The sequence below is a fragment of the Sphingobium sp. KKT206 genome (assembly GCF_055640555.1).
Genome location: NZ_CM145764.1, coordinates 3,397,190 through 3,417,525, shown reverse-complemented (window position 1 = coordinate 3,417,525; position 20,336 = coordinate 3,397,190). Strand labels below are relative to the sequence as shown.

20 protein-coding genes are annotated in these 20,336 nt (G+C 62.7%); 6 read left to right on the top strand and 14 right to left on the bottom strand.

Going from position 1 to position 20,336, the window contains the following annotated elements; genetic code table 11:
• Positions 1–29 precede the first annotated feature (29 nt).
• Positions 30–356 carry a hypothetical protein gene (locus ACZ2HM_RS16595; RefSeq protein WP_156106023.1) on the bottom strand — a complete coding sequence of 109 codons (327 nt, stop codon included), beginning with the start codon at positions 354–356 and terminating at the stop codon, positions 30–32.
• Between the two features lie 1,149 nt (positions 357–1,505).
• Here ACZ2HM_RS16595 and polA point away from each other — a divergent pair.
• On the top strand, positions 1,506–4,286 hold the full coding sequence (polA, locus tag ACZ2HM_RS16590; RefSeq protein ID WP_470425740.1) for a DNA polymerase I: 2,781 nt from the start codon (positions 1,506–1,508) through the stop codon (positions 4,284–4,286).
• A 51-nt stretch (positions 4,287–4,337) separates the two neighbouring features.
• Here polA and ACZ2HM_RS16585 read toward each other — a convergent pair whose 3' ends face one another.
• Positions 4,338–5,384, bottom strand: coding sequence for a DUF1176 domain-containing protein (locus ACZ2HM_RS16585; RefSeq protein WP_470425739.1), 1,047 nt, complete (start codon positions 5,382–5,384; stop codon positions 4,338–4,340).
• Positions 5,385–5,452: 68 nt separating this feature from the next.
• Positions 5,453–6,778, bottom strand: a complete 1,326-nt coding sequence (locus ACZ2HM_RS16580) for a NupC/NupG family nucleoside CNT transporter (protein ID WP_069065952.1) — start codon at positions 6,776–6,778, stop codon at positions 5,453–5,455.
• 173 nt (positions 6,779–6,951) lie between these two features.
• On the opposite strand from ACZ2HM_RS16580, the gene ACZ2HM_RS16575 reads away from it, so the two are divergent.
• Positions 6,952–8,196, top strand: a complete 1,245-nt coding sequence (locus ACZ2HM_RS16575; RefSeq protein ID WP_470425738.1) for an MFS transporter — start codon at positions 6,952–6,954, stop codon at positions 8,194–8,196.
• 114 nt (positions 8,197–8,310) lie between these two features.
• A complete protein-coding gene (locus tag ACZ2HM_RS16570; RefSeq protein ID WP_069065950.1) occupies positions 8,311–9,159 on the top strand; it encodes an intradiol ring-cleavage dioxygenase in 849 nt (282 codons plus the stop codon).
• A gap of 13 nt (positions 9,160–9,172) precedes the next feature.
• On the opposite strand, the gene ACZ2HM_RS16565 is transcribed toward ACZ2HM_RS16570, so the two are convergent.
• Together ACZ2HM_RS16565 and typA are read right to left on the bottom strand one after the other, a co-directional pair.
• Entirely contained in the window at positions 9,173–9,337 is a 165-nt protein-coding gene (locus tag ACZ2HM_RS16565) for a hypothetical protein (protein WP_470425737.1), read from the bottom strand.
• Positions 9,338–9,442: 105 nt separating this feature from the next.
• Complete coding sequence (typA, locus tag ACZ2HM_RS16560) at positions 9,443–11,263, bottom strand: translational GTPase TypA (RefSeq protein WP_037473516.1); 1,821 nt, start codon at positions 11,261–11,263, stop codon at positions 9,443–9,445.
• A gap of 228 nt (positions 11,264–11,491) precedes the next feature.
• Here typA and ACZ2HM_RS16555 point away from each other — a divergent pair, with 228 nt between their 5' ends.
• The 3 genes from ACZ2HM_RS16555 (at position 11,492) to ACZ2HM_RS16545 (ending at position 13,697) form a co-directional block, all read left to right on the top strand.
• On the top strand, positions 11,492–12,715 hold the full coding sequence (locus tag ACZ2HM_RS16555; RefSeq protein ID WP_037473514.1) for a toxic anion resistance protein: 1,224 nt from the start codon (positions 11,492–11,494) through the stop codon (positions 12,713–12,715).
• A 97-nt stretch (positions 12,716–12,812) separates the two neighbouring features.
• Entirely contained in the window at positions 12,813–13,523 is a 711-nt protein-coding gene (locus ACZ2HM_RS16550; protein WP_037473513.1) for a hypothetical protein, read from the top strand.
• Between the two features lie 18 nt (positions 13,524–13,541).
• Complete coding sequence (locus ACZ2HM_RS16545) at positions 13,542–13,697, top strand: hypothetical protein (RefSeq protein ID WP_193378812.1); 156 nt, start codon at positions 13,542–13,544, stop codon at positions 13,695–13,697.
• Here the strand turns inward: ACZ2HM_RS16545 and ACZ2HM_RS16540 are convergent.
• From ACZ2HM_RS16540 to ACZ2HM_RS16500, 9 genes are all read right to left on the bottom strand, one after another.
• Positions 13,694–13,990, bottom strand: a complete 297-nt coding sequence (locus ACZ2HM_RS16540; protein WP_037473512.1) for a PilZ domain-containing protein — start codon at positions 13,988–13,990, stop codon at positions 13,694–13,696. The two genes, ACZ2HM_RS16545 and ACZ2HM_RS16540, sit on opposite strands and share 4 nt — an antisense overlap.
• An 83-nt stretch (positions 13,991–14,073) precedes the next feature.
• Positions 14,074–14,796, bottom strand: a complete 723-nt coding sequence (locus ACZ2HM_RS16535) for a class I SAM-dependent methyltransferase (RefSeq protein WP_037473511.1) — start codon at positions 14,794–14,796, stop codon at positions 14,074–14,076.
• Complete coding sequence (gene prfB / locus ACZ2HM_RS16530) at positions 14,796–15,923, bottom strand: peptide chain release factor 2 (RefSeq protein ID WP_037473510.1); 1,128 nt, start codon at positions 15,921–15,923, stop codon at positions 14,796–14,798. The genes ACZ2HM_RS16535 and prfB overlap by 1 nt, the downstream gene beginning before the upstream one ends.
• A gap of 113 nt (positions 15,924–16,036) precedes the next feature.
• Positions 16,037–16,675 (bottom strand): ribosome biogenesis GTP-binding protein YihA/YsxC, encoded by a 639-nt coding sequence (gene yihA, locus ACZ2HM_RS16525; RefSeq protein ID WP_037473509.1) that lies wholly within the window; start codon positions 16,673–16,675, stop codon positions 16,037–16,039.
• Positions 16,676–16,828: 153 nt separating this feature from the next.
• Positions 16,829–18,535 carry a membrane protein insertase YidC gene (gene yidC / locus ACZ2HM_RS16520; protein WP_037473508.1) on the bottom strand — a complete coding sequence of 569 codons (1,707 nt, stop codon included), beginning with the start codon at positions 18,533–18,535 and terminating at the stop codon, positions 16,829–16,831.
• A gap of 32 nt (positions 18,536–18,567) precedes the next feature.
• Positions 18,568–18,780, bottom strand: coding sequence for a membrane protein insertion efficiency factor YidD (yidD, locus tag ACZ2HM_RS16515; RefSeq protein ID WP_037473506.1), 213 nt, complete (start codon positions 18,778–18,780; stop codon positions 18,568–18,570).
• The gene (gene rnpA, locus ACZ2HM_RS16510) at positions 18,777–19,193 is read right to left on the bottom strand and encodes a ribonuclease P protein component (protein WP_470425736.1); all 417 of its coding nucleotides are present in this window, start codon (positions 19,191–19,193) and stop codon (positions 18,777–18,779) included. Before rnpA ends, yidD begins: the two co-directional genes overlap by 4 nt.
• Before the next feature lie 32 nt (positions 19,194–19,225).
• Entirely contained in the window at positions 19,226–19,360 is a 135-nt protein-coding gene (rpmH, locus tag ACZ2HM_RS16505; protein ID WP_006959075.1) for a 50S ribosomal protein L34, read from the bottom strand.
• A gap of 206 nt (positions 19,361–19,566) precedes the next feature.
• On the bottom strand, positions 19,567–20,334 hold the full coding sequence (locus ACZ2HM_RS16500; protein WP_052027546.1) for a DsbA family protein: 768 nt from the start codon (positions 20,332–20,334) through the stop codon (positions 19,567–19,569).
• Between the last annotated feature and the right edge of the window lie 2 nt (positions 20,335–20,336).

The following is a 20,336-nucleotide window of genomic DNA, read 5'->3' as shown; positions in this document are numbered from 1 at the left end:
GCCAACTGGTTAACGCAACGTCGCTTTGCCTAGTCCTTTTCGACCTTGAAATATGGAGCGCTGCGCCAGATGGCTGCCGTGAAAGCTAGTTGAGCTATGAAGAATATGAGAAAACCTGAGTTGTATTGGCCGTCGCGGCACTGCGTCCACAGCGGCTCCCTCAATTCAGAGTGACAAACATATAGGCTGTTGATGATATATTGCCCCGCAACAATCACAGCAAACCAATAAGAGACGGTTGCCGCTGTTACACCTGCGAACACAGCCAGTTTTTTAATCAAGACGACCTCCAACAGGCTGGTATGCGATTTCGCTATTAGGGATGCGTTAGCGGCATCGGTATAAACGTGAAGCATGTCAAACCGTCTGTCATCCCTTACTGCTGTAACGAATTGGGCTATCGGTTGCCTCTTCGCTTTATACGCAGCACAGAACATGTTTTGGCTGGCATTCCCAATCGTATGCCGAATGTGGAGCATACGGGACTGCCTGATCGCGATTTCCACAGTCTCTGCGGCGGCTTGGCTGACCTACTCCGTTTATGCCCTCGACGTTCACCGCCTCCACTTGAGAAAGTGGCTCCCTCTATGGGCCATGGGAGGCATCCTGCTTTCCAGTTCGATACACGTCTCACCTGTGACTGACCCTTGTGAAGGCCAACCCTATGATCCGCACGGGAACGCAAAGATAGGTATTGCTTGGACGATCCAGGCATTTTCTTGAGGGCCGAAATCTAAGGATATCTTCGGAAAATCAAGGTTTGACTCATATAACGCACGGGTAGGCGGAGCGATGCCGATGGTCAACGCGATCCGCAGTGTCGCTAGGAGTGGGCCTTCCGCAAACGCCCATTTATAGGCGTTTATAGCTTACAATTGGTGCTCGGATAGCGGACATAGTCAACAATGTAACCTTCCTTGCCAAACGCGACCCTTATGATTGGTTGCCCCGCAGAAAATATAACTCTGTAGAAACGATCGTCTGAATTTCGGAAAACATATCGGCCACCCTCTACATTTGCTGAGATTGGCGCACGCACGATCATTCCTACCTTTCGAAATTCATATCGGAAGGGAACGGTTTTCTGAGTAGAATTTAACATCAAGCCTTGTGGACCAAGCGCAAAAGCAGGCGCGGACGATGACATATAGCACCCAAACACCGGTGATGGGTCTTGCGCCTCCGGCTCTCGAAATTCTGAGCAGCCGAGAAGCAGCGACAATAATAGTGTTGGATAGCCGCTTTTCATCATGTGAAACTATCCTGATCAGAATGTGCGTCAATGTCCGCTAAGCGGGCTACACTGCTTGATAGCCGACCTTCCTCAATCTACCCCTTCTCCCCGCCGGGGAGAAGGATATGCAGCCTTAGTGCCGAAGGCACCTAGGCGCAGTGGGATGAGGGGTTCGACGCTGAGGCGGTCCGCCTCACGGACCGTTCGCTTACGAGTGGCGCGGGCACCGCGCTACTGGAGCGGGGCGGCGTTACCGGCTATCCCCTGCCCCATGACCCAGAATCACCTCTATCTCGTCGATGGCAGCGGCTATATTTTCCGCGCCTATCATCAGTTGCCGCCGCTCACCAACCAGCATGGCCAGCCGGTCGGCGCGGTCTATGGCTATACGACGATGTTGTGGAAGCTGGCCGAGGAATTGGGCAAGGCAGAAGGGCCGACCCATATGGCGGTGATCCTCGACAAGGGATCGCACACCTTCCGCAACGACATGTATGACCAGTATAAGGCGAACCGTCCCCCCGCGCCCGAAGATCTGGTCCCGCAATTCCCCATGATCCGCGACGCGACCCGCGCCTTCTCGCTGCCCTGTATCGAGGAGGCGGGCTATGAGGCGGACGATCTGATCGCCAGTTATACCAAGGCGGCGATTGCGGCGGGATGGCATGTCACCATCGTCAGTTCCGACAAGGATCTGATGCAACTGATCCAGCCCGGCGTCGACATGTACGACACGATGAAGAATGAGCGGCGCGGGGCCGACTATGTCGTCGGCAAGTTCGGGGTGCAGCCCGAACACTTGGGCGATGTCCTCGCGCTGATGGGCGACAGCGTCGACAATGTGCCGGGCGTGCCGGGCATCGGTCCCAAGACGGCGGCCAAGCTGATCATCGAACATGGCGGGCTGGAAGCCGCGCTGGATGCCGCGCCGTCGATGAAGAAATCCAAGATGCAGGAAAATCTGATCGCCCATGCCGACATGGCGCGGCTGTCGCGGCGGTTGGTGGCGCTGCACGACAGCATGGACTTGCCCGAACCGCTCGAAGACCTGGCGTTGAAGGGCATTCCCAAGGAGCCGTTGCAGGATTTCCTAACGCATCATGGCTTCAAGACGCTGCTCAATCGCCTGGGTGCGCCCGCAGCGGCGGTGGCAGTTGCTGCCGCTGCTGCGGGCGTGGCCGAGCCGATCGCCGCGCCGGTCGCGCCGCAAGCGCCGCCGATCGACCGAAGCCTCTACGAAACCGTCGTGAGCGAAGAGGCGCTCGACCGCTGGATCGCACAGGCACGGGCCGAGGGGGTCGTCGCGGTGGACACCGAAACCGACATGCTCGATTGCGTGTCGTGCCAGTTGGTCGGCATCAGCCTCGCCACCGGCCCCAACCAGGCCTGCTATATTCCGGTCGGCCATGGCGGGCGCGACATGTTCGCGGAAAAGCCGGTGCAGCTCGACAAGGCGCTGGTGCTGGCGAAGCTCAAGCCGCTGCTGGAGGATGATGCGGTCCTGAAAGTCGGCCAGAACCTCAGATATGACATGACCGTGCTGCGCCGGCACGCCATCGAGATCACCCCCTATGACGATACGATCGTCATGAGCTTCGACCTGGATGCCGGGCAAAGCCTGTCGGGCCATGGCATGGACGAGGCCGCGCGGACGCATCTTGGCCATGCGTGCATCAGCTTCAAGGAGGTGGTCGGCACCGGCAAGAACCAGATCAGCTTTGCCGAAGTGCCGCTGGACAAGGCGACCGCCTATGCCGCCGAGGATGCGGACGTGACGCTGCGGCTGTGGCGGCTGTTCAAGACGCGCGTGGCCAATGAAGGCGCAAACCGCGTCTATGAACTTGTCGACCGGCCGCTGGTATCGGTGATCGCGCGGATGGAGCAGCGCGGAATCAAGGTGGATCGCGAGCATCTGGCGCGACTGTCGGGCGAGTTCACCGCTGGCATCGCGGCGCTGGAGACCGAGATTCACGAATTGGCGGGGCAGCCTTTCGCGATCGGATCGACCCAGCAACTGGGCGCGATCCTGTTCGACAAAATGGGCTATAAGGGTGGCAAGAAGGGCAAGTCCGGTGCCTATTCGACCGACGTCACCATATTGGAGCAGTTGCAGGCGCAGGGCGCGCCGATCGCTGCCAAGATATTGGAATGGCGGCAATTATCGAAGTTGAAGTCCACTTATACCGATGCGCTGCAGGCGCAGATCAATAAGGATACGGGCCGCGTCCATACCAGCTATTCGCTGACCGGCGCGCAGACCGGGCGACTGTCCTCGACCGATCCCAACCTGCAGAATATCCCGATCCGCACCGAAGTCGGGCGGCAGATCCGCCATGCCTTCGTCGCCGAACCCGGCAATGTCATATTGGCAGCGGACTATAGCCAGATCGAGCTGCGGCTGGCCGCGCATATGGCTGACGTGCCCGCGTTGCGCGATGCGTTCGCGGCGGGCGAGGATATTCACGCCGCCACCGCCAAGGAATTGTTCGGCGAGGTCAATCGCGACACGCGCGGCCGGGCCAAGACGATCAACTTCGCGATCCTCTACGGCATTTCGCGCTGGGGTCTGGCCGGACGGCTGGAGATCAGCGCGGACGAGGCGCAGGACATGATCGCCAAATATTATGAGCGCTTCCCCGGCATCAGCATCTATATCAACGAGACGATCGAAAAGGCCCGCGCCTGCGGCTATACCGAGACGCTGTTCGGGCGAAAGACCTGGTTCCCGCGCATCAAGGCATCGGTCCAGCACGAACGGCAAGGCGCCGAACGCGCCGCGATCAACGCGCCGATCCAGGGGACGAGCGCCGACATCATCAAGCGGGCGATGGCGCGCATGGAACCGGCGCTGGACGCGGCGGGGCTGTCGGGCGTGAAGATGCTGTTGCAGGTGCACGACGAACTGGTGTTCGAAGTGCCGGAGGGGAACGTCGAGGCGGCGAGCGCGGTCATCCGGCGCGTGATGGAGAGTGCGGCTGAGCCGATCGTGAAGCTGAGCGTGCCGTTGGGGGTGGAGATCGGGACGGGGCCGAGTTGGGGCGCGGCGCATTGAAATATGGGACATCGCGGCAGTGAGAATGCGATGTCCCATCTGGTCTTGAAATCAGTCGGTGACTTGGGCGGTCCAGGTCGGAATCCAGTGCCACGCGCCGCGGCACTCGCCCATGCTCGCGGCTTCGACCAGACGGAAACGGGTGCCGTCCCAGACATAGGCTTCGCTACCGCCGCAGTCGCCGATGCCGCGTCCCTTGGCGAAGCTGTCGAGGCGGGATTTTTCCGGGGTCCAGCCGACATTGACCAAGGTCGGATGCTTGTCATCGCTGAGCCAGCCGGGTGGGGCGTCGAAGGGCGCGAAGCGGAAGGTGCGACGACCGGCGATGCCGGTGGCGATGACCGGAACCGAGGTGAAATTATAGGCCCCCGACCCACAGGGCACGAGGATCAAGGTTTCGGTCTTGCTGAGGCGATGCAATTCCGGCGTCTGGTCGCTGCGCATTTCGTCGGCGCAGCCTGTGAAGGTCACCAGTTTAGCCAGTTCTTCGCGCCAGAGCGGGGCTGGCGCTGTACCGCCGGGCACTGGCGCGCGGCGGATGACCGGGGGGGTGGGTGCAGGCTTGACCGCCATGACGCCCATGGGACCGGTCGCAACGAGCGCGGTCATCGTGCCCGCCCTGCCCTGCCGCGCGTCCATGTAGCGCAGCGCTGCGCCTGATCCGGCGAGTGAAGGCGTGTCCCATGACCGGTTTCCGGCGCGGACGTCCATCGTGGTGCCGCGTGCCATGGCGATGGCCAGGGCGGAGGCCTGCGGTCCCCGGACCTTCGCTTCGCCATCGCGAGCGCGCGCAGTTGCCACTGTGCGGCCATCGACCAGGAAGCTGACATCCGCCACGCCCTTGCTCTCGCGGCTAATCCAGACTTCGGTCGCTGCATCCGGCCCGGCCTCACGCGCAACGCCGATCATCAGCGGAACCTCCGGCCAGTCGGCGCCTTCGGGCATCAGCGCGACGGCTTCGCATCGGTTGCGATTGTCGCAGCCGATGGTCCAATCCTTGTAGGTTTCAAGCGCGCCCGGTTTTGGCGCCTGCGCCAGACTAGGCGACGATGCCAACAGAGCCGCTAGTGCGGCTGCGGAAAGTGTCTTTGCCCCCATGGGTTAACCATAACCGATTTGGGCGGGCGATGGTAGCATTTCCGTTACGATAGCAAAAGGACTGCCCCTTAGCGCAGGCTGAGCATCAGGCCGGCAAGCGCGGCGCTCATGAGGTTGGCGAGGCTGCCTGCCACCAGCGCCTTCAGCCCCAGACGTGCGATCATCGGCCGTTGATTGGGCGCGAGGTTGCCGGTCACCGCCATCTGGATCGCGATCGAGCTGAAATTGGCGAAGCCGCATAGCGCGAAGGTGACGATGGCGATGGTCGCGGGCGACAGCGCGCCCTGCACCTGACCAAGGTTGATATAGGCGACGAATTCGTTGAGGACGACCTTCGTCCCGAACAGGCCGCCCGCAACCTGCGCTTCTTCCCAGGGAATGTTGAGCAGATACATGATCGGCGAGAAGACATAGCCAAGCAGCATCTGGAAGCTAAGGTCAGGATAGCCGAACCAGGCACCGATGCCGCCCAATATGCCGTTGGCGAGCGCCACAAGCGCGACGAAGGCCAGCACCATCGCGCCGACCGCGACAGCGAGTTTCACCCCGGTCTGTGCGCCCTGAGCGGCAGCCATGATGAGGTTGGCGGGCTTTTCCTCGTCATGGCTGGCGACCGGCATGGGTTCGCCCGGCGTGCCTTCGGGGAGTAGCGCGGCCGGGCCGACGCCGCTGATCCGCGTTTCGGGCAGCGGGACATCGGGCGTGTCGCCGAGCGGCAATTCGCCCTGCACAGGGACACGCGGATCGGGCATCATGATCTTGGCCATCAGCAACCCGCCGGGTGCCGCCATGAAGCTGGCGGCGAGCAGATAGTCGATGCGGATGCCCATGGAGGCATAAGCCGCCAGGATCGTGCCCGCGACCCCAGCCATGCCGCTGGTCATCACGGTGAAGAGTTGCGAAGGGGTGAGTGCGGCCAGATAGGGGCGGATCACCAGCGGGCTTTCGCTTTGTCCCACGAAGATGTTGGCGGCGGCGCAGAGGCTTTCAACCTTCGACACGCCCGTCACGGCTTCGATCGCGCCGCCAACCCAGCGGACGATGAACTGCATCACGCCCAGATAGTAGAGGATCGACACCAGGCTGGCGAAGAAGATGATGACCGGCAGCGCGGCGATGGCGAAGCTGGCCCCGCCGATTTCGGGACTGGCGAGCGGGCCGAAGATGAAGTCGGTGCCCGCCTGCGCATAGCCCAGCAGGTTCGACACCCCCTTCGACATGCCGCCGATGATGGCGCGACCGGCGGGCACATAGAGGACCAGCAGGGCGATCCCCGCCTGCAACAGAAAGGCCGCGCCGACGACGCGCGGCTTGATGGCGCGGCGATCGGACGAGAGGGCGAGGGCAACGGCAAGAATGAGCAGGATGCCGGCTAGGCCGATAAGAAGATGCATGAAGCGCTTTCGCGGGGGAGGACAATCAGGCGCGACTATATGAGCGGGGCAGCGGCATGGCCAGCCGCTTTGCCGTGCGTGTGGATCATAATAAATGAGATGCTATAGTTTTTTATCCAATTGCTTGGCATCATGCGCCACAAAGACGGACGCAAAGCGGGAGAGGCAGGACCATGGCAGAGACAGGCGCAGCAATGACGGCCGGGGCGGAATGGCGGCGGGCGCCGATCCTGCCGATCGCGGCGGGCCTTGGCTATGCGACCAGCGTCATCCATATCTATGGACTTGGCCCCTATATCGAGCCGATCAGCCAATCCTTTGGCTGGTCGCGGACGCAAACCACCATCGGCCTGACGCTGGCGACATTGGTGCAAGCGCTGTTTTCGGTGCCGATCGGGCTGATGGTCGACCGGCTGGGACCGCGCCTGTTCGGGCTGGTCGGTGTGGTCCTGACCTGTGCTGCCTTTGCCATGCTGGGGACAGCGACCGGGGACAAGGCCCAATGGCTGATGCTGTGGAGCCTGTTGGCCTTGGCGACATTGCCGGTGCAGGCGACGGTGTGGACCAGTGCGGTGGCGACCCGCTTTGCTGCGTCGCGGGGGCTAGCGTTTGCGGTCACATTGTGCGGCGCTTCTTTGGCCGCCGCCCTGTTTCCGCTGCTGGGTAGCTGGCTCATCGCGCGCCATGGCTGGCAGACCGCGGCGCCGATCCAGGCGGCGATCTGGGTTGCAATCGCCTTTCCGATGATCTTCCTCTTCTTTCGTGGCGCGCACGACCGGCGGGCGAAAGCCGCACTGGTAGAACGGCCGGCGCTTGAGGGCGCGACGCTGGGCGAAGGCGTGCGCTCTTCCATCTATCATCGGCTGCTGCTGGCCAGCCTGCTCTTCACCTTCACCATCATCGCGCTGGTCGTGCATTTCGTGCCCATCCTGACCGATCGCGGCGCGGAGCGCATGGAGGCTGCGGGGATCGCTGCGCTGGTGGGTATCTTCTCGGTCATCGGGCGGCTGGCGACGGGGCTGCTGCTCGACCGGTTTCGCGGATCGATGGTGGGGGCGGTCGTCTTTCTGCTGCCGGCCATCGGCTGCCTGCTGTTGCTGATGGGCGGGGATAGCTGGGGCGCGCAGGCAGCGGCGGCCGCTATGATCGGGCTGACATTGGGCGCCGAGGTCGACGTGATCGTCTATCTCACCACCCAGCATTTTGGGCTCAAGACCTTTGGCGGACTATATGGCGGGTTGCTGATGGCCTTGTCGGTCGGCACCGCAACCGGGCCGCTTGGGGCGTCGGCGCTTTATGACGCGACCGGGGGCTATGGCCCATTCCTGTGGCTGACCATCGCGCTGATGGTGGCAAGCAGCCTGACATTGGCGAGCCTGCCGCGTCCGGCTTATGCGAACGGTAAGCCTCAGCCATGACGGGAATCATCATGACGCGACGTTTGCTGTTCCGACCAAGCTTGCGTGAGGAGCAAACGAGTGACGACTATAGCAGATGCCCATGATCACGGCCTGATCCATGACCTGAGCCATATGAGCGTTCTGTCGCGCCAGGCAATCGGTCGGCGGCGCACTTTGCGGCTCCTTTTGTCGGCGGGCGGTGCAGCGATGGTCAGTGCCTGCGGGGGCAGCGACGCCAGCGGCTCGGTGGAAACGACCAGTTCGACGACGACCACCACAAACACCACGACGACATCGACAACCGGAACGACCAGCACGTCCAGCGAAAGCTGCGTCGCCGATCCGACCGAAACCAACGGACCATATCCGGCTGATGGGTCCAATAGCGTCAATGGCAGTGTGGTCAACGCTCTGGACGACAACGGCATCGTTCGCGCCGACATTCGTTCCAGTTTCGGCACGGCGTCCGGCACGGCTGCCGGGATTTACATGCAATTGACGATCACTGTCGTGAATGTGAACAGCGGTTGTGCGCCGTTGGCTGGTTATGCAGTCTATCTGTGGCATTGTACGCGCGATGGCCAATATTCGCTATACGATATCCCTGGCGAGAATTATCTGCGCGGTGTCGGCGTGACCGATGCCAACGGACAAGTGACTTTTACCAGCATCTTTCCAGGATGTTATGCTGGACGATACCCGCATATCCATTTCGAGGTCTATCCCAGCCTAGCGCGCGCGACGACCTACGCCAATCGCGTGCTGACGTCCCAATTGGCGATGCCGACAGCGGCCTGTACCGCCATCTACGCCACAAGCGGCTACGCCAGCAGCAGAAGCAATTTCTCCAGCACGACGACAGCCAATGACAATGTGTTTGGCGACAACACGGCAGAGCAGATCGCAGCGATGACGCCCGCCATGACCGGCGACATCACCAACGGCTTTACCGGGTCGGTGACAGTCGGGCTGGCTATCTGATCACAAGGGCGCCTCAAGCGCCCTTCGCGTCCTGCTTGGCCTTGTGCGCGGCCAGCAGGGCGTCGATTTCGAAGATGCGCAGGCGTTGGGGGGTGTCCTTGGCCAGCCCCTTGAGACGGCATTCGGCCCAGAGCGCGCGGCGTTCGGCGGTGAGGGCCTTGAGATAGAGGTCGGCCATTTGGGGCTCCTGTAAAAAGATCGGGGGCGGGGCGTTGCCGCCCGCCCCCTCCACCATCGGCTGTGCTGATGGCCCCCCTCCCCGAGCTAGCTCAGGGAGGATTGATCAAGCTGCCTTCGAGCGGCTCATGCGCTTGCGCTCGTTCGGATCCAGATAGCGCTTGCGCAGGCGGATCGTCTTGGGCGTGACTTCGACCAGCTCATCATCATCGATATAGGCGATGGCCTGTTCCAGCGTCAGCTTCCAGGGCGGGGTCAGGCGGACGGCGTCGTCCTTGCCGCTCGCACGGAAGTTGGTCAGCGCCTTGGACTTCATCGGGTTGACTTCGAGATCGTCGGGCTTGGCGTTCTGGCCGATGATCATGCCTTCATAGAGCGCTTCGCCCACGCCAACCATCAGGATGCCGCGCTCTTCGAGCGGACCCAGCGCATAGGCATTGGCTTCGCCCGACCCGTTGGAGATCAGCACGCCATTCTTGCGGCCTTCGATCGTGCCCTTGTGGGGACCATATTTCTCGAACAGGCGGTTCATGATGCCCGTGCCGCGCGTGTCGGACAGGAATTCGCCATGATAGCCGATCAGGCCGCGCGAGGGCGCGGAGAAGGTGATGCGGGTCTTGCCGCCGCCCGATGGGCGCATGTCGGTCATCTCGGCCTTGCGCAGGTTCATCTTCTCGACGACCGTGCCGGAAAATTCATCATCGACGTCGATCATGACGGTTTCATACGGCTCGGTCTTGTTGCCGTCCTCGTCCGTGCCGAACAGCACGCGCGGGCGGCTGATCGAGAGTTCGAAGCCTTCGCGGCGCATCGTTTCGATGAGCACGCCAAGCTGCAATTCGCCGCGGCCGGCGACTTCGAAACTGTCCTTGTCGGCGCTCTCCGTGACCTTCACGGCGACGTTCGATTCGGCTTCGCGAGCGAGGCGATCGCGGATCATGCGGCTGGTGACCTTGGTGCCTTCGCGGCCGGCCATCGGCGAATCATTCACGGCAAAGCGCATCGAGAGCGTTGGCGGATCGATCGGCTGGGCCTGGATCGGTTCGGTGACCGAGATGTCGCAGATGGTGTTGGCGACGGTCGCGACGGAGAGGCCCGCCAGCGAGATGATGTCGCCTGCCTTGGCTTCGTCAACAGGAACGCGATCAAGGCCATGAAACGCCATGATCTTCGACGCACGACCCGTTTCGATGACCGTGCCGTCCATGTCGAGCGCGTGGATCGCCTGGTTCACCTTGACCGAACCGCTGGTTACGCGGCCGGTGAGGATGCGGCCGAGGAAGTTGTCGCGGTCGAGCAAAGTCACCAGGAAGGTGAAGGGCACGCCATCGACTTCCACGGCGGGCGCGGGGACGTGATCAACAATCTTCTGGAACAGCGGCTTCAACGTGCCCGCCCGCAGCGTGGGGTCTTCATTGGCGTAGCCATTGCGACCCGACGCGTAAAGAACGGGGAAATCGAGCTGCTCGTCGGTCGCTTCGAGCGACACGAACAGATCGAACACTTCGTCCAGCACTTCCTGGATACGCTCGTCGGGGCGGTCGACCTTGTTGACGACGACGATGGGCTTCAACCCCAGCGCCAGCGCCTTGCCGGTCACGAACTTCGTCTGCGGCATCGCGCCTTCGGACGAATCGACCAGCAGGACGACGCCATCGACCATCGAGAGGATGCGTTCGACTTCGCCGCCGAAATCGGCGTGGCCCGGTGTATCGACGATGTTGATGCGGGTGCCTTCCCACTCAACCGAGGTCGGCTTGGCAAGAATGGTGATGCCGCGCTCTTTTTCGAGATCGTTGCTGTCCATCGCGCGCTCTTCGACGCGCTGATTGTCGCGGAAGGTGCCGGACTGGCGGAAAAGCTGGTCGACGAGGGTTGTTTTGCCGTGATCGACGTGCGCGATGATGGCGATATTACGCAGGGACATGTCTTGCCTTCGGGATATGTGTTGGCCCACGCCGACACAAGGTCACGCAGAGGCTTCGGCCGCGCCCCTACAGGAAATGACGCGTTGCGGCAAGAGCAGGACCGCAGCCAAGCCAAAGGCCAAGTGCCTTCGTGCTTCCCATCGCGCGACGTGGCTCCTATCATCATGGCGACGATTGCGCCTTGCAGCGCAGGTGTTCTATATCGATATGACACCCAAGGAGATAGCATGGCTACGACTGCGCCCACCGCGACCCAGACCGCGACCGCCGATATGTTGAACCTGACCGCGCCCGACCCGGTGCCGGTCGTCGCGGCCGACAAGGCGGCCGGGCTGGTGCCGATCGACGAGGCAAAGAAGTCCAAGCTGGACGAAAAAGTCGATGCCTTCATCGACGATCTGGTGGCGCAGGATGCCAACAGTCCCGAATTCGGGGTGCGGGTCGACCAGTTGACCAATATGGGGCGCAAGGAAATCGCCGAGGCGGCCGGGCACTCCAACCGCTTCCTCGACCGCCCGGTGCGGGCGATGGACAGCGATACCAAGGTCGGCGCGGACCTCGCCGAACTGCGCCGCACGGTCGAGGATCTGGACCCCGGCAAGCGCGGCAACCTGCTTGCGCCCAAGAAGCTGTTCGGCATCATCCCGTTCGGCAACAAGATGCGCGACTATTTCGACGGCTATAAAAGCGCGCAGGGGCATATCAATGCGATCCTGGGGTCGCTGGCCAGCGGCAAGGATACGCTGATCAAGGATAATGCCGCGATCGACGTGGAGCGGCAGAATATGTGGCAGACCATGGGCCGTCTGGAACAGATGATCCATATCAGCAAGACGATGGATGCGCGGCTGGAGGCCAAGGCGCTGGAGCTGGATTCGAGCGATCCGGCCAAGGCCAAGGCGATCCGCGAAAGCGCGCTGTTCTACATTCGCCAGCGGACGCAGGATCTGCTGACGCAGATGGCGGTGACGGTGCAGGGCTATCTGGCGCTCGATCTGGTGAAAAAGAATAATATCGAACTGGTCAAGGGCGTGGACCGCGCCAGCACGACCACGGTCGCGGCGCTGCGGACGGCGGTGACGGTGGCGCAGGCGCTGGCCGGGCAGCGGCTGGTGCTGGAACAGATCAGCGCGCTCAATACGACGACCGCGAACATGATCGATCGCACCGGCGAATTGCTCAAGAGCCAGACCGCGCAAATCCACGAGCAGGCCGCGTCCAGCACGATCCCGATCGAAACGCTGCAGCGCGCCTTCCAGAATATCTATGACACGATGGACAATATCGACGCGTTCAAGATGAAGGCGCTGGAGAATATGAAGACGACGGTGACCACGCTGTCGGGCGAAGTGGAGAAGTCCAAGGGCTATATCGCCCGCGCGCAGGGCCAGGCCGAAGCCTCACGCGACGTGCGCGTGGATAATTCGCTGTTGAGCGCGATCGAGGGGTGAGCCGCATGTGCGCCCCCACCCCGTTCGGTTCGAGCCTGTCGAGAACCCTCGCGCGCCAGTTCTCGACAAGCTCGAACCGAACGGAGGGGGGACGAGCATGAGCCGGTCCGATCGCGTCTTGGCCGATGCCGAGGCTGTGCTGCGCCGTCATAGCGAGCGCGGGCAGAGCCTGAGCGCGCGGGCACGGCAGCGGCGCAATGCGGGGCTGATGCGGAAGGTCAAATATGCCTTCTGGGCGGTGCTGACGGTGTTGTTGGGTAGCGTGGTGGCCGGGTTCGTGCTGCCGCTTGGCACTACCGGCGTGATGATTGCGCTGGGCGTGATGATCGCCGCGCTATTGCTGATCGCGCTGTTGCCGACGGAGACGAAGGTGAAGTCCGAAGCGCTGGCACAGACGCCGCTCACCGCCTTGCCGCTGCAGACCGAAATCTGGCTGGAAAATCAGCGCAAGGCCCTGCCTGCGCCCGCGATCACGCTGGTCGACAGTATCGGCGTCAAGCTGGAAACGCTGGCCCCGCAGTTGGAGCGGCTCGACCCGCAAGACCCGGCCGCGCAGGATGTGCGCCGCTTGCTGTCAGATCATTTGCCCGAACTGGTGACCGGCTATCAGTCCATCCCCCAGCCGATGCGGCGCGAACAGCGGAACGGGCGCGTGCCCGAACAGCAGTTGATCGACGGGCTGGGCGTCATCGACGCGGAAATCGCGCGGATGAGCGAGCAATTGGCGAGCGGCGACCTCAACAAGTTGGCGACGCAGAACCGGTTTCTGGAGCTGAAATATCAGGAGGCGAAGGAATTAGGGGCGTAAGGCCCCTGTCCTTCCCCCATGATCCACCTGACCCTGATCATTGTCGATTTTCTGACCGGGCTGCTGGCGGCGGGTGCCTGGGCACTGGCGTCAGCCGGTGGCGCGATCGCGGCATTGGTCGGCGGCGGTGTGTTGGGGGTATCGCTGTTTCGACGCTGGCGGCGCAAGGGCTAGTCGCCGCGTACGACGCGATCGACCGTGAACTGCGGCAAGGGCAGGTCGAAATGGACGCCGAAGCGTTTCGCCCGCACCCACATGACCCGGCCCGCCACACTCAGCGCGCTAGCTTCGATCACGACATGGTCGCCGACCTGTGGTGGACTGTCGCTATGCGCCAGCGCGCCCGTCATCGACAGATCGAGCAGATGCGCGCGCACCGGCAGACCCTGCACGCGCAACAGGACCGGCTCGAACAATTTGAGCCGCGTCGCGCGACGGGCCGCGCCAAGCGAATGATGGTCCTGCAATCCTGTGCCTCCCGTTGGGAAGCATAACATGGGCGAAGACGATGCGTTCCCAACAAGAAAAGTCAGGACGGCATTAACCCTCTTTACCGGTCATCGAGTGCGCAGGGGATGATCGTGGCAGGGTCGGGCCGCGCGGCGATGCGGCGGAAACGGGCGAAATAGCCGCCGGCGGTTGGCTTGGGGATCAGTTCTTCCATGCGGAAGCCCATCGCCGCCAATTCGCAGGCGAGCAGGCGCGGCGGCGTGCCATGTTGGTCGGTCGGCCGATCGGCATCGACGACGATCAGTTCGCCATCCTTTTTCAGCGCTGGGGACAGGTGCCACAGGAAGGCATAGGGTTCGGCAATCTCATGATACATATGCACCATCATGATCCGGTCGAAGCTGTTTTCGGGCAGCCGGGGGTCTTCTGGCGCCCCCAGCTTGACGCTGACATTATCCCATTTTTCGCGGGTGATGCGGCGTGAGAGCGCTTCGATCACTTCGGGCATGATGTCTTCGGCCAGCACGCGGCCCTGCGCGCCCACGCGCGCGGCGAGGCGGACGGTATAATAGCCCTCGCCTGCGCCGATGTCGGCGACGGTCATGCCGGGGCGGATGCCCGCCCGGTCCATGATATCGTCGGCCTCATGCACGCGGTCGCGCGCTTCCTCGCTGGACCAGCGGGTCGAAACGATCGGCGCGACCGGGCGATCGGCCTGGGGAAAAGGCTGGGCAGCGACGGCGCGCCTGGTCCCGTCGCCCGGCGACAGCATGTCGCAAGCGGCCAGCAGGACGGAGATGCCCACCAGCGCCAGGCGCATCATCAGTCGACATCCTCCACATCGACCTTTTCGCCCGTCACCTTTTGCGACAGAGCAGCGGCCATGAAGGGATCGAGCGCGCCGTCGAGAACATCGTCGGGCGCGGTCGAGGTGACCCCGGTGCGCAAATCCTTCACCAGCTGATAGGGTTGCAGCACATAGGAGCGGATCTGATGGCCCCAGCCGATCTCCGTCTTGGCCGCATATTCGCCTGCCGTGACGGCTTCGCGCTTGGCCAATTCGGCTTCGTAGAGCCGGGCCTTGAGCATGTTCATCGCGGTCGCACGGTTCTTGTGCTGCGACCGATCATTTTGCGATGCGACGATGATGCCGGACGGAACGTGGGTGATGCGGACAGCCGAATCGGTGGTGTTGACGTGCTGCCCGCCTGCGCCCGACGCGCGATAGGTATCGATCTTGAGGTCGCTTTCCTTGACCTCGATATCGATATCGTCGTCGATGACCGGATAGACCCACACCGACGAGAAGCTGGTGTGGCGGCGCGCGGCGCTGTCATAGGGGCTGATGCGGACGAGGCGGTGGACGCCGCTTTCGGTCTTGGCATAGCCATAGGCATTTTCGCCCTTGATCAGGAAAGTCGCGGACTTGATGCCCGCCTGATCGCCCGCCTGATAATCGACCAGTTCTACCTTATAGCCGCGCCGTTCCGCCCAACGGCGATACATGCGCGACAGAATCTCGGCCCAATCCTGGCTTTCGGTGCCGCCAGCGCCCGCGTGGATTTCGAGATAAGTGTCGCTGGCGTCGGCTTCGCCCGCCAGCAGCGCCTTGATCTTGTCTTCATCAGCGCGGTCGGCCAGCGCCTTCAAGGAGGCGATGGCTTCGCTGACCATATCCTCATCACCCTCGGCCTCGGCCATTTCGATGAGTTCGGCATTGTCGGATTTCTCCGCGGCGATCGCGCGGGTCGCGCCGATCGCGCTGTCCAGCCGGGTGCGTTCGCGCATGACTTCCTGCGCCAGCTTCGCATTGTCCCACAGCGTCGGATCTTCGACGCGGGCGTTCAACTCGTCGAGACGGCGCAGTGCGCGGTCCCAGTCGAGGAAGCGGCGCAACAGGTTCAGCGCGGCGTCGATACGATCGATATATTGCTGCGCTTCGGCGCGCATAGTCTCATCTCCAAGTGACGGCGGCCCGGCCGACGCTGCACGCTCCTTAGCGCGTCGCGGCGGGCTTGTCGAAGCGCGCTTCCTTCCCGATGCCGGGCCGGTTCGTCAAGCGCTTAGCCCTGGGTCACGCTTTCCAGTACGGCGGCACGCAATTCGGGGATGCCCATGCCTTTTTCCGCCGACGTCGCAATGATGTCGGGATGGGCGGCGGGCCGCTTGCGGATCGCGGCGGCCGTATCGACGAACACCTGTTCCAATTCGCTCGCCTTGATCTTGTCCGCCTTGGTCAGGATGATGCGGTAGCTGACCGCCGCGCCATCGAGCATGTCGAGCATGTCGGTATCGACATCCTTAATGCCATGGCGGCTGTCGATCAGGACCAGGGTGCGCTTGAGCGCCGCGCGACCGCGCAGATAGTCGTTCACCAGGAACTTCCATTTGCGCACGACGTCCTTGGGTGCCTTGGCATAGCCATAGCCCGGCATGTCCACGAGGCGGAAGCGCAGCGGTTCGCCCACGTCGAAGAAGTTCAACTCCTGCGTGCGACCCGGCGTGTTCGACGTGCGCGCCAGCGTGTTGCGGTTGGTCAGCGCATTGAGCAGCGAGGATTTGCCGACATTGGAGCGGCCCGCAAAGGCGACTTCGTTCACCGCCATGTCGGGCAGGAATTCCAGCGCGGGCGCGGATTTGAGGAAGGCGATCGGGCCGGAAAAGACCTTGCGCGCTTCTTCGATGATGTCGGGGGAGTCCATATCGTTCACCTCAAAATCCTCCCCCGGCGGGGGAGGGGGACCGCGCCCGAAGGGCGTGGTGGAGGGGTGTCGCCCCATCGATAGGGTGACACCCCTCCGTCTGGCCTGCGGCCATCCACCTCCCCTGCCAGGGGAGGACGGAAAGCCGCTTCGTTACTTCGTTGCCGTCGCCACGCTGAGCGCAGGATGGCGTTTGTAGAGCCACCATTGTTGCGCCATCGACAGGCAGTTGTTGGTGATCCAGTAGACCAGCAGACCCGCCGCGAAGGGGGCCATGATGAACATCATCATCCAGGGCATGATCGAGAAGATCTGCTGCTGCATCGGGTCCATCTGGGCCGGGTTGAGCTTGAACTGCAACCACATCGAAATGCCGAGCAGCACCGCCAGCACACCGATCGCCAGGAAGGATGGCGGGGTGAAGGGCAGCAGGCCGAACAGGTTGAGGATATGCAGCGGGTCAGGCGCGGACAGATCCTTGATCCACAGCACGAAGGGCTGATGGCGCATTTCGATCGTCAGCATCAGCACCTTGTAGAGCGCGAAGAAGATCGGGATCTGGATGAAGATGGGCAGACAGCCCGCGAGCGGGTTGACCTTCTCCGTCTTGTAGAGCGCCATCATCTCCTGCTGGAGCTTGGGCTTGTCGTCCTTATATTTTTCCTGCAGCAGCTTCATCTTGGGCTGCACCGCGCGCATCGCGGCCATGCTGGCGAACTGGCGCTGGGCGACGGGGAACATCAGCGCGCGGACCACGAAGGTCAGGCAGATGATGGCGACGCCGAAATTGCCGAGCGTTTCGAACAGCCAGTGGAGCAGCGCGAAGATCGGCTGTTCAAACCAGTAGAACCAGCCCCAGTCGATCGCGCGGTCGAACAGCTTCACGCCATCGCGCTCATAGGCCTGGAGCGTTTTGACTTCCTTGGCACCGACGAACAGGCGCTGCGTCTGGGTGACGGCCTTGCCGGGCGCGAGCATGGTCGAGCCAAGCGCGACATCCGCCTGATACTGAGTGCCCGCCCCTTTGCGGAACTGGCCCGCAAAGTCGGCATCCTTGCCCGGTACGAGCGCCGAGAGCCAATATTTGTCGGTGAAGCCGATCCAGCCACCCTTCGACTGGAACTCGCGGGTCGAGGGGCCTTCGTCGAGATCGCTATAGTTGACGTCGTAATTGGCCGCGTTGTTGAACACGCCCATCGGCCCGATATGGATGGTCCAGGTGTCTGGGTCCTTGGGCACGCCGGTACGGCTAATATAGCCATAGGGCTTCACGCCGACCGTGCCGGTGCCGCTGTTCGACACTTTCTGCGCGGCGGTGATCATGTAATTTTCATCGACCGACAGGCGGATTTCGAAAAGCTGGCCCGCGCCATTGTTCCACGTCAGCGTGACGGGGCTGGTCGGCGTGAGCGCGCTACCTTGCGCCGTCCAGACCGTGTCCTTGTTCGGGGTCTTGAGCCCCTCCCCCTGCCAGCCGAAGCCAGCAAAATAGGCGTCCTGCGTCCCGGCCGGGCTGTAGAGGCGAACGTTGGCCGAATCCTTGGCAATCGTTTCCTTATAGGTCGGCAGGACGATGTCGTCGATGCGCGCGCCCTTGAGGTTGATCGAGCCGACGAGCTTGGGCGTGCGGATGGGGACGCGCGGCCCTTCTTTCAGCACGATCGCGCGGTCGCGAATCGCGGCGGGGCTGTCGGCGGTCGGATCGGCAGCGGGATTGGCGACCGGCGTGGTCTTGCCCCCTTCGATCCGGGTGACGGGCGGATTGGCGGCCGGAAAGAAATAGCCCGATACATAGGGCCAGCCGAACAGGATCGCTGCGGTCAGCAAAACCGCGAGAATGATATTCTTCTTGTCGTCCACGCTATTCGGCTCCGCCGTCTCTTGTGTCTTTATCAGGGAACCGGATCATAGCCCGACCCGCCCCATGGGTGGCATCGCATTAGCCGCTTGCCCGCCAACCAGCTACCCTTGATCGCGCCATATTTGCGGATCGCGAGAATCGCATATTCCGAGCAGGAGGGCGCGAAGCGGCAGGAGGGCGGCAGGATGCGCGAAGGGCCAAGCTGCCAGCCGCGCGCGATCAGGATGAGCAGGCGGCCGATCATGGGACTTTGCCCCGGTCCCCGGCCTTGCCCCCGCCCTTGCCCCGGCCATGTCCCGCCCGCGCGCCATGGCGCGGCGGGCTATCGCCTGCTTGCGGCGCGCGCGCAATCTTGCCTAGCGCCTTTTGCAATTCGGTGCGCAGCAGGGTGAAATCGCGCTCGATCCCGCCATCGCGGCCGATCAACACATGGTCTGCACCGGCAAAACCATGGAGCGGCAGCAATTCGCGCGCGAGAACGCGAAAGCGGCGCTTCATCCGGTTACGGATGACGGCGCCGCCCACTTTTTTCGTGACCGTGATGCCAAAGCGCATCGCCGGATCGCCATCGGCACGGTCGCGCACCAGCAGGACGAAGCCCGGCATGGGTGCGCGCTTGCCGCGATTGGCCGCCAGAAAATCGGCCCGCCTGCCCATGATGGCAGGCGCGGCCGAAGGCGGCCCTTCGATCAGGCGCTCAGGCTCTTGCGACCGCGCGCACGACGGGCGCGGATAATGTTGCGGCCGCCGGGGGTCGCCATGCGGGCGCGATAACCGTGACGGCGCTTCCGAACCAGATTGCTCGGCTGAAAAGTGCGCTTCATCGTTCATTCCTCAAAAAACAACTAGAGAATCGGGCGTGACAAAAAAGGGCCGCCAAATCAGCGGCCGCAAGTCAGGGTGCGTCCGATAGGCAAAGGAGGGGTGGAAGTCAATGGTGGAGCGTGGTGCCGGCTACCATTCGGTTCGAGCCTGTCGAGAACCCTTGGCGCCAGAGTTCTCGACAGGCTCGAACCGAACGAAGACAGGATTATTTCCCGCGCGCGGCTGCGACGCCGCTCTGGAGCGCATCATAGCCGACCGCGCCGTTCAACACCTGGCCGCCGATCACGAAGGTCGGCGTGCCGCTCGCCTGCAATTTCTGGGCGAGCGCGATGTTGGACTGGATTTCGGCGTCATATTTGCTCGATGCGATGGCGGCTTCGGTATCGGCCTTGCTGATCCCCGCCTTGCCCGCCGCAGCGATGATGCTGTCGCGCGTTACCCGGCCCGCGCCATACATGGCCTTGTGATAGGCCATATATTGGCCGCGTTCGGCGGCGAGCAACGACACCTTGGCTGCGTCGCTGCTTTCTTCCGACAGGATGGGGAGTTCGCGATAGACGACCTTCACCTTGGCATCGGCGGCGACCAGCTTGGCAAGGTCGGGGAGCGAGGCGCGGCAATAGCCGCAAGCATAGTCGAAAAATTCAACCACGGTGACGTCGGCATTGGCCGCACCTTCCCACGCCCCGGCATAGGGTTTTTCAAGCGCGGCGCGATTGTCGCTGATGGTGGTCGACATCCGGTTGGCCTGCAATTTCTCGATCGCCTGCGGGATGATCTCCGGGTGATCGAGAATATAGTCATGGACGATCTTCTCGATCGCCGCCTTATCGGTGGCGGCGACGCTGGTGGGGGCCTGCACGGCGAGCGCAGTGCCAGCGGCGGCCGCGATAAAGGCGATAGCGCCAAGGGTCATCTGGATCGTCCTGTTGGAAAGGGCCGCGCGAAAGCTGGGCCGAGGCTGGTCTGTCATCT

What these genes read in the sequence shown, in the direction of transcription:
- typA (WP_037473516.1), bottom strand. Translation starts at nt 11,263, where the DNA reads ATGTCCCTGCGTAATATCGCCATCATCGCGCACGTCGATCACGGCAAA.
- ACZ2HM_RS16565 (WP_470425737.1), bottom strand. Translation starts at nt 9,337, where the DNA reads ATGGCCGACCTCTATCTCAAGGCCCTCACCGCCGAACGCCGCGCGCTC.
- polA (WP_470425740.1), top strand. Translation starts at nt 1,506, where the DNA reads ATGACCCAGAATCACCTCTATCTCGTCGATGGCAGCGGCTATATTTTC.
- rpmH (WP_006959075.1), bottom strand. Translation starts at nt 19,360, where the DNA reads ATGAAGCGCACTTTTCAGCCGAGCAATCTGGTTCGGAAGCGCCGTCAC.
- rnpA (WP_470425736.1), bottom strand. Translation starts at nt 19,193, where the DNA reads ATGGGCAGGCGGGCCGATTTTCTGGCGGCCAATCGCGGCAAGCGCGCA.
- ACZ2HM_RS16550 (WP_037473513.1), top strand. Translation starts at nt 12,813, where the DNA reads ATGAGCCGGTCCGATCGCGTCTTGGCCGATGCCGAGGCTGTGCTGCGC.
- ACZ2HM_RS16545 (WP_193378812.1), top strand. Translation starts at nt 13,542, where the DNA reads ATGATCCACCTGACCCTGATCATTGTCGATTTTCTGACCGGGCTGCTG.
- ACZ2HM_RS16570 (WP_069065950.1), top strand. Translation starts at nt 8,311, where the DNA reads ATGAGCGTTCTGTCGCGCCAGGCAATCGGTCGGCGGCGCACTTTGCGG.
- ACZ2HM_RS16585 (WP_470425739.1), bottom strand. Translation starts at nt 5,384, where the DNA reads ATGGGGGCAAAGACACTTTCCGCAGCCGCACTAGCGGCTCTGTTGGCA.
- yidD (WP_037473506.1), bottom strand. Translation starts at nt 18,780, where the DNA reads ATGATCGGCCGCCTGCTCATCCTGATCGCGCGCGGCTGGCAGCTTGGC.
- prfB (WP_037473510.1), bottom strand. Translation starts at nt 15,923, where the DNA reads ATGCGCGCCGAAGCGCAGCAATATATCGATCGTATCGACGCCGCGCTG.
- ACZ2HM_RS16500 (WP_052027546.1), bottom strand. Translation starts at nt 20,334, where the DNA reads ATGACAGACCAGCCTCGGCCCAGCTTTCGCGCGGCCCTTTCCAACAGG.
- ACZ2HM_RS16595 (WP_156106023.1), bottom strand. Translation starts at nt 356, where the DNA reads ATGCTTCACGTTTATACCGATGCCGCTAACGCATCCCTAATAGCGAAA.
- ACZ2HM_RS16555 (WP_037473514.1), top strand. Translation starts at nt 11,492, where the DNA reads ATGGCTACGACTGCGCCCACCGCGACCCAGACCGCGACCGCCGATATG.
- ACZ2HM_RS16580 (WP_069065952.1), bottom strand. Translation starts at nt 6,778, where the DNA reads ATGCATCTTCTTATCGGCCTAGCCGGCATCCTGCTCATTCTTGCCGTT.
- ACZ2HM_RS16575 (WP_470425738.1), top strand. Translation starts at nt 6,952, where the DNA reads ATGGCAGAGACAGGCGCAGCAATGACGGCCGGGGCGGAATGGCGGCGG.
- yihA (WP_037473509.1), bottom strand. Translation starts at nt 16,675, where the DNA reads ATGGACTCCCCCGACATCATCGAAGAAGCGCGCAAGGTCTTTTCCGGC.
- ACZ2HM_RS16535 (WP_037473511.1), bottom strand. Translation starts at nt 14,796, where the DNA reads ATGATGCGCCTGGCGCTGGTGGGCATCTCCGTCCTGCTGGCCGCTTGC.